Here is a 15,013-nt window from a genome sequence, read left to right as displayed (position 1 = left end):
CGAAATCATTAAACCAAACCCATGGATTACATTCTGATACTCACGAATGTTAAATTTGAGACTGAACTTTATCCATCAACTTCATTTTCCAGTAGCAATTATTGATAGAACTGGTTATTTTGAATCTAATCTCTTTCAACAAGCCGTTGCTATCAGCCCATGCTAATTTTAAATATCGAAGCGTTTATTCTCGCCATTACCATTCTAACGTTGACGCCAGGCTTGGATACAGCAATGGTGATTAGGAATACTTCAAGAGGTGGTTTAACCGATGGCGTAGTAACCAGTTTTGGTATTTGCAGTGGTCTCTATGTACACGCTTTGTTTTCTGCAATTGGTATTTCAGCGGTATTGGCTCAATCAGCCGAACTTTTTCAAGCTGTAAAACTAGTCGGTGCGGGCTATTTGATTTGGCTTGGCATTAATAGCTTGTTAGCGATGAAAAATAGCCACTCGTCGCTAGGTGTGAATAATGTAACGGTGAGCGAAGTTAACTCTTTACGTTCGCTAAGAGAAGGATTCTTATCGAATGTTTTGAATCCCAAAACCGCAGTGTTTTATCTAGCGTTCCTGCCACAGTTTATTGATCCACAAGGTTCTGCATTGATACAATCTCTGTTTATGGCGACCATCCACTTTGTGATTGCTATGCTTTGGCAGTGTGGTTTGTCTAGTGTGTTGTCCCGAGCTAAATCACTGTTAACAAACGAGCGATTTTTGAAATGGATGGAAGGGACAACAGGTGCAGTGCTGGTCTTTTTAGGTATTAAACTGTTGTTAGAAAAGTCGGTAGTTGAACCTTAGTCTCAAGAGATACCAAGAAGATTATAGGATTTTAAGTGACAATAATTGTTACATTGTCACCTCTCTCTAGGCCAGCTAAGGAAAGACCTTAATCGTTGCTATATTTTTTGTTGATCTCTAGTGCGACTTCTAGGTTATCAAGTAAGGTTTCGACAACGTGCTCATCGAGATGTGTCCCTTTTGATTCATTGAGTACCTTCACAACATCCTCAATCGGCCATGCAGGTTTGTAACATCGTTCATGAGTTAATGCGTCAAACACATCGACGACGGCTATAATTCTAGCTTCAATGGATATGTCGTTACCTTTTAGTCCTTGAGGGTAACCAGTACCATCTATTTTCTCATGGTGTTCATGGGCGATCATTGCAGCTGTTTGTAAGATCTTTCGCTTTGAGCCCGCTAAAATCTTGTATCCGATCTCAGCATGTTGTTTCATTATCTCCCATTCTTCAGCATCCAGCTTACCCGGTTTAAGTAGTACAGCGTCTGGAGTGGCGATTTTACCAACATCATGCATCGGGGCGGCTTGTTTCAGTAGCTGAGCCTTTTCTTCAGAGTGGCCGAGCAGCAAACAAAGCTCATAGCTTAGTTCAGACATGCGTCGAACGTGGTTACCCGCTTCATGGGATCGAGACTCGACGACATCACCAAGCCGATAGATAAGTTCACCTTGGGTATCAATAATCTCTTGGCTGAGGAAGAGGTTTTCAAAAGCCAAGCTAACACTATAAGAAAAAATGGTGAGTAATTGGCTCTCTAGCTCGGTAATCTTGCGTGCCCCTTTCAAGTAGAGCAAACTCACTGCACCGGAACTTGTGGCAAAGTACCCGACGAAAATATCCCCATCAATAACACTTTTTTCTTCTTTTAACGCTCTTTCTAGGTAACTCAATACATGCGTATCAGTGACTTCTTGTTCTTCGTCTCCGATTTGTGCCAATACTCGAAAGTTCTCTTGCCCTTCCATAATGGTTGTTAGACCACGAACACTGACAAGCATGCTTTGTTCGTTCATTCGCAAAAGCGACAGAACTTGCTGAAGTATTCCATTGGAAAACGTATTGAGTGTATTTTGCTGAAAAATCACAGCTGTTGATTGAATGACACGCTCTAGGCCATGACGATAATTGACTTCAAGTTGCCGCGCGCGATCAATTTCTACGATATCTCGATAGGATCGAATAGCGGTAAACACGGTAGTGAACAGTTTCTGACTTGTAAGTTCGGTCTTCTCTTTATAATCATTAATATCATATTCAGACACGACAGAGTGTTCAGGTGCTTGACCCGGCTGACCAGTACGAAGCACTATTCGGGTTTTATGGTTCCCTAAGTCTTGCCTTGTCCAGCGAGCGACTTCAAGACCTGCTTCTTCTGTTTCCATGACGACATCAAGGAAGATAAGTGCGATGTCTTCAATTGTCGACAATTTCTCTTTGGCTTCAATCCCTGAGTGTGCATGGTGAAACTCAAGAGGGCGTTCGTCTAATTTGAACCTTTTTAAAACTAACGTTGTGACCTGATGGATATCGGGGTCATCATCAACAATGAGCACCTTCCACGGCGGTAGGTCTTTCTCTTCAAGCTCTCGGAGTAGTTTTAATGGCATTGCAAATACTCCCTGCAATTTAAGTGTCTTATATGGGTATAGGCAAAGACTAAGCGAATTACAAGCCATCTACTTCCAGTAAAAAACAGATACGGAAAGTGTTTAATCCAAGTGCTTTTACTTAGTGACATGCTTTGGAATTTCCATTGAAAATTTGAGTCCCTGTCCCGGAGCTGTATCAATATGAACTTTGCCACCCAGTTTTCTCGTTATTAACGTATGGATTAAATGCGTACCAAGTCCGCTACCACCTTGGTTACGTTTAGTGGTAAAAAATGGGTCGAACAGACGCTTGGTCGATTCTTCGTCTAACCCCATTCCGTTATCGCTATAGACGAGTAAAAAATGAGCATCGTGATCGGTGGCGATGAGCGTAATCTCGCCAATTTGGTCAGGTTCAAAAGCGTGAATCAGACTGTTCATGATTAGGTTAGTGACCACTTGAGACAGAGCCCCTGCATAGGAAGAGCAATAAATCTCTTTTGGGCATACGACTTCAAGTTTATGAGGTGATTTTTTAAGCTGCGGTCGAAGGGAGAGTAAAATTTCATCGATGTACTCATGAAGGTTAAACTCTCTTAATTCATCGCTAGATTGGTCAACCGCTATTTGTTTGAAGCTGCGGATCAACTCAGAGGCGCGTTCATTATTTTTATGAATGATGACTGCGGACTCGTTACACAAGTCGAAAAACTCTAATAGGTCAGACTCACTTAAAGTTTCGTCGTTATACGATTTAGTTAAGTGTTTTACCTCTTCTTGTAGATTAGAAGAGGCGGTAACACAAATACCAATAGGGGTGTTAATCTCGTGCGCCACACCTGCGACAAGCATACCAAGTGACGCTTGCTTCTCTTTTTCAACCAGTTGAGATTGCGTCTCTTGCAGCTGCGTCATTGCTTGTTGCAGTTCAGACGTTCGTTCTTCAACCTGAGACTTGAGTTGCTCGTTGTATTGCGTAGCGAGGTTCTCTTTCTCTTTGGCGTAATTCAGTTGCTTACGTAGCTGGTTTGGGCTGATCTTTAATTGACCAAGTAACTGGCTATAAGTTTGTTCTAATTGCTGTTTCTCGTGTTGATTAAAGAGAGAGGACTCTTGAATGATGATGTGCGCCATTGCTGAGCCTGTTGCACCACTTAATTGACGTTCAGCCGCTTTTTCTAAATTGGCTAGCTCAAGAGTCGTTACCGTCGATTTATCTTTTAAATGAGTAGTGTCGAGTACTTTGTCTGTTCTACTCAGCGCATCGGCGATAGAGAAATATTGCCCAAAAATTTGCACTAATATTTCCAGTTTAGGCTGAAGTGGAATATCAGAAGGGAGATCAAACTCCTCTTGCTCATCTTCTGTTTGCTCGTTAATCATGTTCTCAATAAATTCAGCGTTATATCGAACTTCTTCTCTGCTTTCTCGAAAGAAAATACTACCAAAAACGATACCTGAGATATTGGCAACCATAGACCAAAATGCGCCGTGACTAACTTTGTTCATCACTGAACCAAATAAGTATTCAGGGTGAAGCCATTCGATACCCCACGGGCCAGATTCAAGAATAGAAGCATCAATCCAACCACTTTTCATTAACGCTGGAATAAATAAGCAATATGCCCAGACAAGAAAGCCTGCTGAGATACCAATAATCGCACCTTTTGAATTTACATCTTTCCAAAAAAGGCCAGTAATCACCAAAGGCAGAAACTGCAATACGGCACAAAATGAGATCATGCCCATGTTGACGAGCATGTAGGATTCGCCAAGGAATAAATAGAAGGCTTGTCCAGCACTAAAGACTAGGAAAACCGCAAACCAACGAATTTGTAGAAGGTAACTACCGAAGTTTCGATTCGGTGCAAGCTTTCTAAGAGTTGGTAAGGCCAAATGGTTACTAAACATGGTGGATAACGTCATACCTGACACCATCAACATCGCCATAGAGGCAGAAAACCCACCAATGAAGACTAAAATGGTTAAAGCATGTTGGCTCTGGCTAAGTGGGAGAGTCAACATATAGGTGTCAGGATTTTGTGGACCAAGCAACAATAGACCCGCAGCGGCAATGGGCATTGCAAACATCGTCATTAGAAATAGATAGACGGGTAGTAGCCATTGGGTTTTTTTGATGAAATCTAAGCGGGCATTTTCAACAACCATGACATGAAATTGCCTTGGTAGCATGAAGAAAGCGGAAGCGGCCAAAATAGTGTAGCTTGCCCATGTCATGAAAGAGGGCGTTGTCGCCATTTTATTGGCTGATTCAGGCTGTGTTGTCATTAACCTTGTAAATATCTCTTGTGGGCTATCAAACAGAATAAAACAGACAAAGAAACCAACAGCAAGCATTGCGATTAGCTTGATCACGCCTTCCACAGCAAGCGCTAGCATCATCCCGGGGTGGCGTTCGGTTGGATCAATATGTCGAATACCAAAGATGATAGTGAATATTCCGACCCCTAGCCAAATTAGCCAGGTAATGCTGCCTGAACCGGATGCTCCGATATTTACAGTATCAACCGCTGTTGTCAGGCTATTAGTAGGTGTATCGCCAAGTAGTACGTAAATAGATTTGTTGATCGCTTTTAGCTGTAGTGCAAGGTAAGGAATGATCCCTATCATGGCCACAATAGAGCATAATCCGGCGAGAAATAGACTGCGATTAAAACGAGCAGACAGAAAATCGGCAATGTTATTAATGTGATAAGTCTGTTTTATTCGAAGAATACGTTTCAATATTGGATACAGAACCAACATAAGCAATGTCGGGCCAAGATAAATCGTATAAACGATAATACCGCTGCGAGATGCTAAACCAACACTGCCGTAAAAGGTCCAACTGGTGCAGTAAACGGCCAGAGAGAGAATGTAAACATAGACACTAGAAGAGAAAACCTTAGCCTTTTTACTTTCAGACTCTGCCCAGTTTGCTATGAAGAACAGCACACCCACATAGGTGAGAATAATTAGTACTAAATAACTGGTACTGATCATGTTCTTACCTAGTTAGCCATTTCAACGTTAGAATAACAACGAGCCAGCTGACCAGCAATGAGAGCGTGAGAGTAGCAACTGAAAAGCCAATATCAGCCACTATTGGCCAAGAAATAAGAATAAAGGAAAGAAATAACAATAAGATTCTTAATGCCGTATTACTGTGTAGAGTTGCTAGCATGCCAAGTACCTCTCTCGGTCTAACGCTATTCTTCTATAGTCTTTAGCATAGGACATAATCAGCTGATGTTGCGCCAGATTTAATTTAGCGCAAGGATAAAAAAGGCAAGCGATTGAATGCGCTTGCCTTTTGAATCTTCATATAATGCAGATGTAATCGGTAATTTTACTAACTCGTTGTATTTTGCTGGCTGTTCATTGGGATTTCTGAAGATGTAATATTTGAGAAATATCGCTTAGTCTCTTCAATGACAACATGGCGAAGCGCAATTAAGCCAATTAAATTTGGGATTGCCATTAAACCGTTAACGATATCTGCAATGATCCATATAAGGTCGAGGTGTAAGAAAGCACCTGATGCAACAAGACAAATGAATATGATCTTGTACGGTAGTACCGCTTTTGTTCCTAGCAAGAACACAACGCAGCGTTCACCGTAATAATTCCAACCTAAAATGGTCGTAAATGCGAAGAACATTAAACCAATAGATACAAGCATTGGACCTAACGTGTCCGAGCTCAAACCTTCAGCAAAGGCATGTGTCGTCATCGCTGCGCCAGCGTAACCACTTTGCCATGCTCCCGTTAAAATAAGTGCAAGGCCTGTCATGGTACAGATGATGATGGTGTCAAAGAAGGTGCCTGTCATCGAAATTAGCCCTTGCTTTACACACGAGTCTGTTTTCGCTGCGGCTGCTGCCATCGGCGCACTACCAAGCCCTGATTCATTAGAGAATACACCACGAGCGATTCCCGATTGGATTGCTAGCATGATGCTTGCCCCAAGAAAGCCGCCGCTCGCCGCTGTCGAGGTAAACGCTGAAACCAGCACAAGTTCAACCGCATCATAAAGCTTGTCAGCGTTAAGAATAATAACGCTAGCACAGGTAACAACGTAAAACACGGCCATAACAGGCACGACTTTACCGGCCACTTTAGCAATGGATTGAATCCCGCCTAACGTTACACACGCCACCAAAAAGGTAAGAATAGGGGCTGATATTTCGCGAGTAACACCAAAGGAAATTTCGCTAGCGTCAATAATAGCGTTTACCTGAGGGAATGTACCAATGCCAAAACAGGCGACACCCAGTGCAGAAATAGCGAACATAATCGCAAGCGCTTTTGAGCCAACACCATACTGTAGGTAGTACATTGGGCCACCAATCATCTGCCCTTTGTCGTCTACTTTACGGTACTTAACCGCCAGTAAGCATTCTGCGTATTTTGTTGCCATCCCAAATACAGCCGCTATCCACATCCAAAATAGAGCCCCAGGGCCACCCAATTTTATTGCAGTGGCAACACCTACAATGTTACCTGTACCAATGGTGGCAGAAAGAGCCGTACAAAGAGCAGCAAAGCTTGAGACGTCGCCTTTACTCGATGCGTTTTTGTCTTTAGTAAAAACAAGTTTTAGAGCGGTGGGTAAGTGTCTAAATTGAAGAAAACCTAAGCTAAACGTAAAGTAGACGCCAGTACCAACGAGTAAGATCAGTAGTGGTGGTCCCCAGACAAAGCTGTTGATGGTTTGTAATACAGATTGAATATTGTTCATGATTTCCCCTTAAAAAAAACAAAATATAAGGAGAAGAGGGAAAAGGTGTGAGGGTCGAATGAATCATCACACAAGCCGCTATCCAGATTATCTGGTTAGTTGCCATATACATTGAGGCAGTATCCGCTGAGTTATTACGAATTTAGACGCGTAAATAACCGAACATTAAAACTGTTTAGTGTCTTTCCACTCCTCTGTCCTTTTGCCTGAGAGTTTGACTCTGCTTTTACACAGAGCTTGCTCCTTCGGCGACCGCTTTCTACAACAAGGTAGTACGGTTCTCTCCAGAGGTTCCTCCAACTACAGTCCACGCTTTTCTAATTTTCATTAGTACAAAGCACCTGAAAGATTTACTTCTTCGGTGGGTAATGCTAACCAAGTGTTAAAATTTGGTTAAATACCGCTCTCCTACAGTCTTCATCGGAACAATCACCTTTTAAAAGGTGATTTGCGCTGCAGATATTACTGAATTAGAAATGTGATGTCACTAGCGAAAAGTTTAAATGCACAATTATTCTTCAGTTGAGTGTGAGAACACCTATTCTTATCTTATTCATAAAGAGTAATTAGTATAAAATAGAGTGACATGCTTGATGACTGGATAGCTTTCTTGCCATGTCTATTGGCAAAGAGCAGATAATGCAACGAATGGACGTTGAAGAGGATTAGGGAATGACAAAGTTAATAGCGATTGTTTTTGTTTCTGCGCTGGCGTTTGTTTTGATTCGTTACCGAACCAATGAAAAGATACAAAAAGGCATTGTCGTGACATTAGTGGCTAGCTTTTTACTTTATACTGCGTCAATTATGATTACTGAACTATCAAGATAACTGGCGTTAAGAAATAGCTGAGTTTTACAAGCTGGTTTACGAAATCTAATAGACTAGGTTTATGACCAAGCTCTATTGATGACCAAGTTCAGTTGATGAAAAAGTTAAGTTGATGCAAAAGCCGAATTTACACGATGACTGTATACACAAGAGTACGGTTTCTAGGAGAGACATTTGAACAAGCAAAGTGAAACCGAACAATTTGATGATGACGATGTTGTCGTGGTCGAAGAACGTGATAAACGTACGTATATCTACATTATAATTGCTTGTTTACTCGGGTTAGCTTTAGGTGGGTTGATCGGTTCAGCGACGACCGCGAAGAAGTGGGAAGAAACGTATCACAAACTTGAAGCGCAATATCAACAGCTCTTAAAAGATAAGAAGCAGTTGGTGGTTCGAGTCGAAGAAAAAGTCGCTAAGGTTGATGAGCAGCTTGCAGAGCAGATGGAACTAGAGTTGTCCAATCAACAAGAGCAGCACAAAAATGACATTAAAAAGCTTGAAGAGTTAGTCGCAGAGCTTGAGAAAGTGAATCTATCACTTGAGTCACAAGTGGCAAATCAGGTGGAACAGATTGCAGATGTGGACTCTAAGAATAATCGTTTAAATAGACAAGCTGACATGCAAGCCACCATGTTTGAACGATCGAGAGAGTTGTTCCAAAAAGAGCTGCGAATTCAACAAGAAGTAGAAAGCTTAGAAAAAGAGCGTGAAGAGTTACTACCGATTATAGAGTCACTTAAAACACAATGTGACGTTTATCTGGAAGGAACCTCGTGGGATGCAAAATCTGACTCTTGTGACAGGCAAGATGAAGCAAACTCCCGCTTAAGCCAAGTTAACCAAATGCTGCAAGTTCATCGACTGGATCTTAAACAGATTGAAGCACTGTCTGATGAACTAGGTCTTTGATTTTAATATCACCTGTGAATCGAGACCTTACATAAGTAAGGTCTTTTTGTATCTTTCTCCACACGATTTCTCATTAATTGGTTACTCATATCAACAAAATTGTGTATTGCATCTAAGTTTCTCATTTTATTATTTATTGTACTAATCGTTAGCCAATTTTTATCTATACTTTAGCTATTCGTGTTTTGAATTATTGGTAAGCAACGCTTTGTGTTAGCGCAACTATAATAAAGCTAAATCAATAGTGATGGTGAGAGGTAGTCATTTGTCGAATTTTGTCCAGATTCGTTCGCATATTTTCAATATCAAGCGACTAGTACAACTCGCGTTTATACTGTCCATAGCTATCATTACTCATACTCTACTCGTCGAACATGCTGTTGCTCGGTGGATTTACTTCCTGTTTCCCGTACTTATGCTCAGTGCTTATTTTTCTAACGCTAAAAAGACAAAAGTTGCCACTGCTATTGGTTCAATGTTGCTAATATTAATTGGTGGAATTGTAGAGCCGCTTGAGCTAGATGCAATTGAAGAGAGCTTCATTCTTCTACCCTTGTGTTACATCGTTATATTCCCTGGTTCGTTATGGCCTATAGCAACGGCAGTGTTGTTAATCATCAGCTATCTTATTAACCTTCCACCTGAAGATTTTGATGAATTTCTAGAAGACGCAATTGAGGTCTTGTTGATCACTTCTTTTGCAACCGTCATGACCTATTATCAAGTAAAACTTCGTAATCAGATGCTGCGTTATAAACGGGATAGCATGGCGGATATGTTGACGGGGTTACCAAATCGTAAGGCTTTTTTTAATGATCTACTCGAGATTAAAGAAAAGACCGGTCATGACTATGCTCTCTTCCATATTGACCTTGATGGTTTTAAGGCCGTAAACGATAGCTTAGGACACAGCCAAGGTGACAAGCTACTTAAGGCATTTGCTGAAAGAGTGTCTGGCTTGTTGTTTGACTACAATAAATTCTATCGGTTAGGTGGTGATGAGTTTGCCATTATAGTTAAAGGGACACAGGATCTTGGGGACCGTATTAGTCACACGGAACATCAGTTAAAGCATGGTTATCAACCTAGATTTAGAATAGAAAATATCCCATATAAATTAGGCTACAGTATCGGTGTTGCTCTATTAGAGGATGCCATGAGAGATACCGATTTATGGTGCAAAAATGCCGATATTGCTGTGAATAAAGCCAAATTACGAGGTAAGAACTACATACAGTGGTATGACTCTGAAATGCTCGACGAGACGATTCGAGAGCATCAGATAGAAAAAGAAATGAGCAGGGCGCTTGATGATCAGCAGTTTTGTTTAGCTTACCAGCCTAAGGTTAATTGTAATGATAATGAAATATTGGGTGCAGAGGCTCTTATTCGTTGGATTCACCCTGAACTCGGCATTATTCCTCCCGTCAGTTTTATTGGGATCGCAGAAAGAAGCACCCAAATAATACCCATAGGGCGCTGGGTTATAGAGCAAGCGTGTGCTCAAGCGAAAGAGTGGCTAGAAGGCGGTAACCGATTATGTGTATCGGTGAACGTTTCAACGGTGCAATTTGTGCATGACGATATCTATAAGTTCGTGTCATCTACATTGGAAATAACGAATCTACCGCCAGAATTACTGGAGATTGAAATCACCGAAACCGCTCTAATGACTCAATCTGAGCATGTAATAGGAACATGTGAAAAACTTAGAAAGCTAGGCGTTAAAGTAGCCATTGATGATTTTGGTGTTGCTTATTCTTCTCTTAATTACTTAAAGCAGCTTCCTATTGATACCTTGAAAATTGATAAGTCGTTCATTGATGAGTGCGTGTCGCTACATACCGACCACATGTTAGTTCGTACTATTATTCAAATGGGGCACAATCTAGGGAAAGTCGTCGTTGCAGAGGGCGTAGAGACGTCAGAGCAGCTGAATTTATTAAATGATGAGCAATGTAATATATACCAAGGGTACCTATACTCAAAACCCCTGTATGTTGAGGACTTTAATAGAGAGTTTCTATCTTAGTTAATCATTTACCGTCAATGTTTTTTAAGTCGTTAGATGAAGAGGGTTCTTCTTTTGTCAGTTCAGGTAGGTACTTAGATAGCACTTGGAAAAGGTGGGCTGGAGTTACTGGCTTTGAAATAAAGTCATTCATGCCTGCCGCATAACAGCGTTTTTTATCTTCACTAACAACATTTGCGGTAAGAGCAACAATGGCGACATCTTGAACCCAGCCAAGTTGCGAACGGATTTTTTCGGTTGCTTCATAACCGTCCATTTCGGGCATGTGGCAATCCATTAGAATCAAATCGTATTGCTCCTGGTGGCATTTTTGTAGTGCTTCTACACCGTTATTTGCAATATCCACACTCAGACCAATATTCATCAGCATGATCTTCACGACCTGTTGATTGACGATGGTATCTTCTACAAACAGTACATGGCCATTGTTCTTGGATGTTTGTAGTGGAGGAGTAATTGAAATAGTGTCGTTTGCTGGTGTCACCGGGAAGTCGCAAATATTGGGTGAGGTTGTCACTTTGTTTGCCAAAGACTGAGTAGAGACAGTCAGTGGTAGCTCGAAGAAAAAATTACTACCAAGGTCGAGTTCGCTGATGACGTTGAGTTCACCTTTCATTAACTGAATAATATTTTTACTGATCGCTAAACCAAGACCTGTCCCGCCGAATTTCCGAGTTGTACTGCCATCGGCCTGCTGAAATTTTTCAAAGATATCACCGAGCTTATCTTTAGCGATCCCAATTCCAGTGTCTTTTATTGAAAAGCTTATGTTTGCTTGGCTAGGACTATGTCCGATCAGTTTGACTTCCAATTGAATGGAGCCTTTCTGTGTGAATTTAATAGCATTGCCTAACAAATTATTGATGACCTGAGTTAAACGTACGGGATCACCTTCTAATACCTCAGGAATCTCTTCATCAATGTGACATTCGAACATTAGTCCCGCTTGTTTCGCCTTGAGGCTGTATACGTCTGCCTGCTGTTTAATTAAAAGATTGAGGTCAAAGGGGGCCTGTTCCAGTTGTAAATGACCAGCTTCGATTTTAGAAAAATCCAGGATGTCATTAATAATATTTAAAAGGTTTCTAGAGGACGTATCAAGAACATTGAGGTACTCAAGTTGCTTTGGAGAGTTTGATAAATCTTGTAAGAGTGCTGATATACCAATAATCCCGTTCATTGGGGTTCGTATTTCATGGCTCATATTGGCCAAAAATTCACTTTTCTTCTGATTGGCTATTTCTGCCTTTTTCTTCGCATCCACCATTTTGTGGTAATTGAGGTCAAGGTGGTCAATACACGCATTGTAGTTGGTAGAGAGTTCTCCAATCTCATCTTGAAAGAGACGTTCTTGTAGTGTCATTCTGCTAGGTAGAGGCCCATTGTTGAAGTCAGCCATGGCTCGGCTAATTTTTTCAATAGGTCTAACAACGAGTCTTAGGGCGATAACTAATATACAGGTAATAATGAGCAAAGACTCAATGGCCTTCATGGCAAGAAGCAATAGAAAGCTACTTGTTAACTGTTCGTACAACGGTGCGAGTGATGTCTGCACATGCAGCTCACCTAAATGAAAAGTTTTTGAACCGAGCTTGTGGTTTAAGTCCCACTTGGTGTCTATATAGTCCCCCGTAACGATTTCACCAAGCGCCAGGATTGTCTCATGTGGGCTGTCTGCGCTGGCTTGTGAGTCAGATGCACCATCAATAATGTTAATGTAATTGACGCTCGGGTTACGCATTAACCCTTCTGCCAATATCGTCAGCTGCTCTCTGTCTTCAACCCACAGGCTCGCACTGAAACTCGAAAGGTTAGTCTCTTCGAGCAGTCTAATTTCATCATGAAGCTCTGTCAGCTCACTTTTATAGCTGAGGTAGGAGTGGATAGAGGTATTTATTAGAGCCAAAACAACGCTCACCAAAATGGTGTACATAACTAGTTGTTTATCAATACCTAACTGACGTTTACTCTTCAAAGCCCACCTCTTGTTAAATAGCTTGCATAAGAAAGTTGTTTGTATGCGAAAGGGTGCTAGTTTTAAAGATAGCCCTTATCGGTGAATAGTAAATAGATTAGTCGATGAGTTTTATAAAGGAGGTGTTATGAAATCCCTATTTAGTTTGTTGTTTGTTTCGAGCTTACTGTTGAGCCATGTAGTCATGGCAAAGCCTGTAAATTATTATGTTATTTCTGAGCAGGCACAACCATTCCAGATTGAAGAAAAGTCAGAGAATCATTCCGGCATTGTGACTGATATTGTACGAGCGATATTTGAACAATCAGAGCATGAGATTACTTACCATACCTACCCATTTAATCGAATGATCTCGGTGCTTGAATCGGGTGGGGAAGAAAACTGGATCACGTATGGAAGCCCCAACTGGGGAAGTGTTCAAGCAGATAACCTGTCTGATATTCCCATTTATACGGTTAAACATAGCATCGTGATGAGTAGTCAGGATCCTATTAAGTTTGTAGGGATGCACTCGGTTACAAATAAAGGGATTGTACTATTACGAGGCTTTGACTACATCGAATTACAACCGTACTTGGATGATGGCTCTATTGAAGAGGTTCGTGTAAAGGACTATCAAGCCGCATTTAGAGTTGTAAAACGAACACCTGGTGAAATGGCTTTCGTTGAGATGGAATCTCGAGTTAGGTACAACTTAAGTAAATTATCGCTTGATCCTACTAAGTTCAGTATTCAACCATTTAGCGACGTGATTGCCGATTATCCAATCTATTTGGCGTTTTCTTCATCCATGGACCCTGAGCTTCAAGCGTTTATTAATCAACGTTTGAGCTCAATGAAAGAGGCTGGTGAACTTGAACTGATCATCAGTAAATACATTTAGTTGAAGGTGAAACGGTAGTAGTGCGTCGAAGCGGAGATTAACCTTCTTTCAGAGTGTTTTGTACTGAAAGAAGGTCTTTGTCATGCCGGTTAAAAAGTCGCTTATGTATCTACTTGGTAAGCATCACTTAATAAATGTCGCATCAAACATGTGCCCGAGCTTTTCGGCTTTGGTTTTTAAGTAGTGGTGGTTATGCGGGTTGTTCCCTTCTTGAATAGCCACACGCTCTACAACCGATATATTGGCCCCTTCAAGTGCGTTTACTTTTCGTGGGTTGTTGGTCATTAATCGCACAGAGGTGATGCCAAAATAGCCTAGCATTCCTTGGCAGAAAGCATAATCTCGCATGTCAGCAGCAAACCCAAGACGTTCATTTGCTTGAACTGTATCTGCGCCTTCATCTTGTAGATGGTATGCACGGACTTTATTCGATAATCCAATGCCACGTCCTTCCTGTCTTAAGTACAGAAGCACTCCGGCACCTTCATCAACAATATTTTTTAAGGCTCGTGATAGCTGAAATCCGCAATCACATCGAGCACTGAATAAAGCATCTCCAGTTAGACATTCTGAGTGTAACCGAATCAATGGCGCGCTGACTTTGTTAATGTCGCCATACACTAATGCAATGTGCTCTTTTTGAGTACTGTGCTCGACAAAAGCATGCATTTTGAATTCACCCCATCGAGTCGGCAGCTTAGCAGCATCGATAAAACTAACGAGATTGAAAGGTGTTTGAGTTTTTAGTGAGCTGCGAATTTCCATGAGAATCTGGCCGAGCACATTACTGCCGTGGCCATCACCGCCATCGCCCCAAAAATCATCCTTGTGTGAGTGCTCTTTTAAATCTATGTCGCCAGTATTGACTAAGTGAAAGGCCAATTGAGTATGTTGGGTGAATTTTTCATTCACGATGAATTTCATCACCTCGACTCTAGTGTCCATCCAATCTTCACGAACCTGATCTTGGTACTGCCTACTTAGTTGGAATGCGACATCTGGAGATTCAGCTTGTCGTATTTTCTCTTGAAGCTCTTGAGAATTAAACTTTTGAGCTTGATAATAATGTTCGCTGGAGGGCCAGTTTACTCCTGATATGTCGATAATAACGGGGTAAAAGTTGGAGAGAAAACCATTTGAGTCAAACGGTTCATAGAACAGAATCGATGTAGCCATAACAATGTGCTCCTAAGCCTTTTTTTAACCTTATTTCTAAAATTAAATGCCAAGCCATGTGT

10 protein-coding genes and 2 riboswitches are annotated in these 15,013 nt (G+C 41.3%); of the genes, 5 read left to right on the top strand and 5 right to left on the bottom strand.

The features are described from left to right. Positions 1 to 159 precede the first annotated feature (159 nt). Positions 160 to 804: a LysE family translocator gene (locus L4C54_RS01905; protein WP_428806867.1), complete on the top strand. Its 645-nt coding sequence runs from the start codon at positions 160 to 162 to the stop codon at positions 802 to 804. Between the two features lie 88 nt (positions 805 to 892). Here the strand turns inward: L4C54_RS01905 and L4C54_RS01900 are convergent, their stop codons facing one another. The 3 genes from L4C54_RS01900 to L4C54_RS01890 all read right to left on the bottom strand — a co-directional run bounded on the left by L4C54_RS01900 (position 893) and on the right by L4C54_RS01890 (position 7,139). Next, positions 893 to 2,416 (bottom strand): HD domain-containing phosphohydrolase, encoded by a 1,524-nt coding sequence (locus tag L4C54_RS01900; RefSeq protein ID WP_428801822.1) that lies wholly within the window; start codon positions 2,414 to 2,416, stop codon positions 893 to 895. A 117-nt stretch (positions 2,417 to 2,533) separates the two neighbouring features. Next, positions 2,534 to 5,401, bottom strand: coding sequence for an ATP-binding protein (locus tag L4C54_RS01895; RefSeq protein WP_428806866.1), 2,868 nt, complete (start codon positions 5,399 to 5,401; stop codon positions 2,534 to 2,536). A 349-nt stretch (positions 5,402 to 5,750) separates the two neighbouring features. Next, positions 5,751 to 7,139: an alanine/glycine:cation symporter family protein gene (locus tag L4C54_RS01890; RefSeq protein WP_428806865.1), complete on the bottom strand. Its 1,389-nt coding sequence runs from the start codon at positions 7,137 to 7,139 to the stop codon at positions 5,751 to 5,753. A gap of 184 nt (positions 7,140 to 7,323) precedes the next feature. Then, positions 7,324 to 7,437: riboswitch (glycine riboswitch) on the bottom strand. A 20-nt stretch (positions 7,438 to 7,457) separates the two neighbouring features. Next, positions 7,458 to 7,560, bottom strand: a riboswitch (glycine riboswitch). Between the two features lie 251 nt (positions 7,561 to 7,811). Here L4C54_RS01890 and L4C54_RS01885 point away from each other — a divergent pair. From L4C54_RS01885 to L4C54_RS01875, 3 genes are all read left to right on the top strand, one after another. After that, a complete protein-coding gene (locus L4C54_RS01885; RefSeq protein WP_428801827.1) occupies positions 7,812 to 7,970 on the top strand; it encodes a hypothetical protein in 159 nt (52 codons plus the stop codon). A gap of 174 nt (positions 7,971 to 8,144) precedes the next feature. Further along, a complete protein-coding gene (locus tag L4C54_RS01880) occupies positions 8,145 to 8,885 on the top strand; it encodes a chromosome partitioning protein ParA (protein ID WP_428806864.1) in 741 nt (246 codons plus the stop codon). Between the two features lie 265 nt (positions 8,886 to 9,150). Continuing rightward, positions 9,151 to 10,917, top strand: coding sequence for a putative bifunctional diguanylate cyclase/phosphodiesterase (locus tag L4C54_RS01875; protein WP_428806863.1), 1,767 nt, complete (start codon positions 9,151 to 9,153; stop codon positions 10,915 to 10,917). A gap of 4 nt (positions 10,918 to 10,921) precedes the next feature. On the opposite strand, the gene L4C54_RS01870 is transcribed toward L4C54_RS01875, so the two are convergent. Continuing rightward, positions 10,922 to 12,892: an ATP-binding protein gene (locus L4C54_RS01870; RefSeq protein ID WP_428806862.1), complete on the bottom strand. Its 1,971-nt coding sequence runs from the start codon at positions 12,890 to 12,892 to the stop codon at positions 10,922 to 10,924. Between the two features lie 127 nt (positions 12,893 to 13,019). Here L4C54_RS01870 and L4C54_RS01865 point away from each other — a divergent pair, with 127 nt between their 5' ends. Further along, the gene (locus L4C54_RS01865; RefSeq protein WP_428806861.1) at positions 13,020 to 13,775 is read left to right on the top strand and encodes a substrate-binding periplasmic protein; all 756 of its coding nucleotides are present in this window, start codon (positions 13,020 to 13,022) and stop codon (positions 13,773 to 13,775) included. A gap of 123 nt (positions 13,776 to 13,898) precedes the next feature. On the opposite strand, the gene ribA is transcribed toward L4C54_RS01865, so the two are convergent. Beyond that, positions 13,899 to 14,951, bottom strand: a complete 1,053-nt coding sequence (gene ribA, locus L4C54_RS01860; RefSeq protein ID WP_428806860.1) for a GTP cyclohydrolase II — start codon at positions 14,949 to 14,951, stop codon at positions 13,899 to 13,901. Positions 14,952 to 15,013: the final 62 nt, after the last annotated feature.

The sequence above is a fragment of the Vibrio lamellibrachiae genome (assembly GCF_050337265.1).
Classification (GTDB): Bacteria; Pseudomonadota; Gammaproteobacteria; order Enterobacterales; family Vibrionaceae; genus Vibrio; species Vibrio kyushuensis.
Note: the sequence above shows the minus strand (reverse complement) of the source record. Positions and strands in the feature narration are given on the sequence as shown.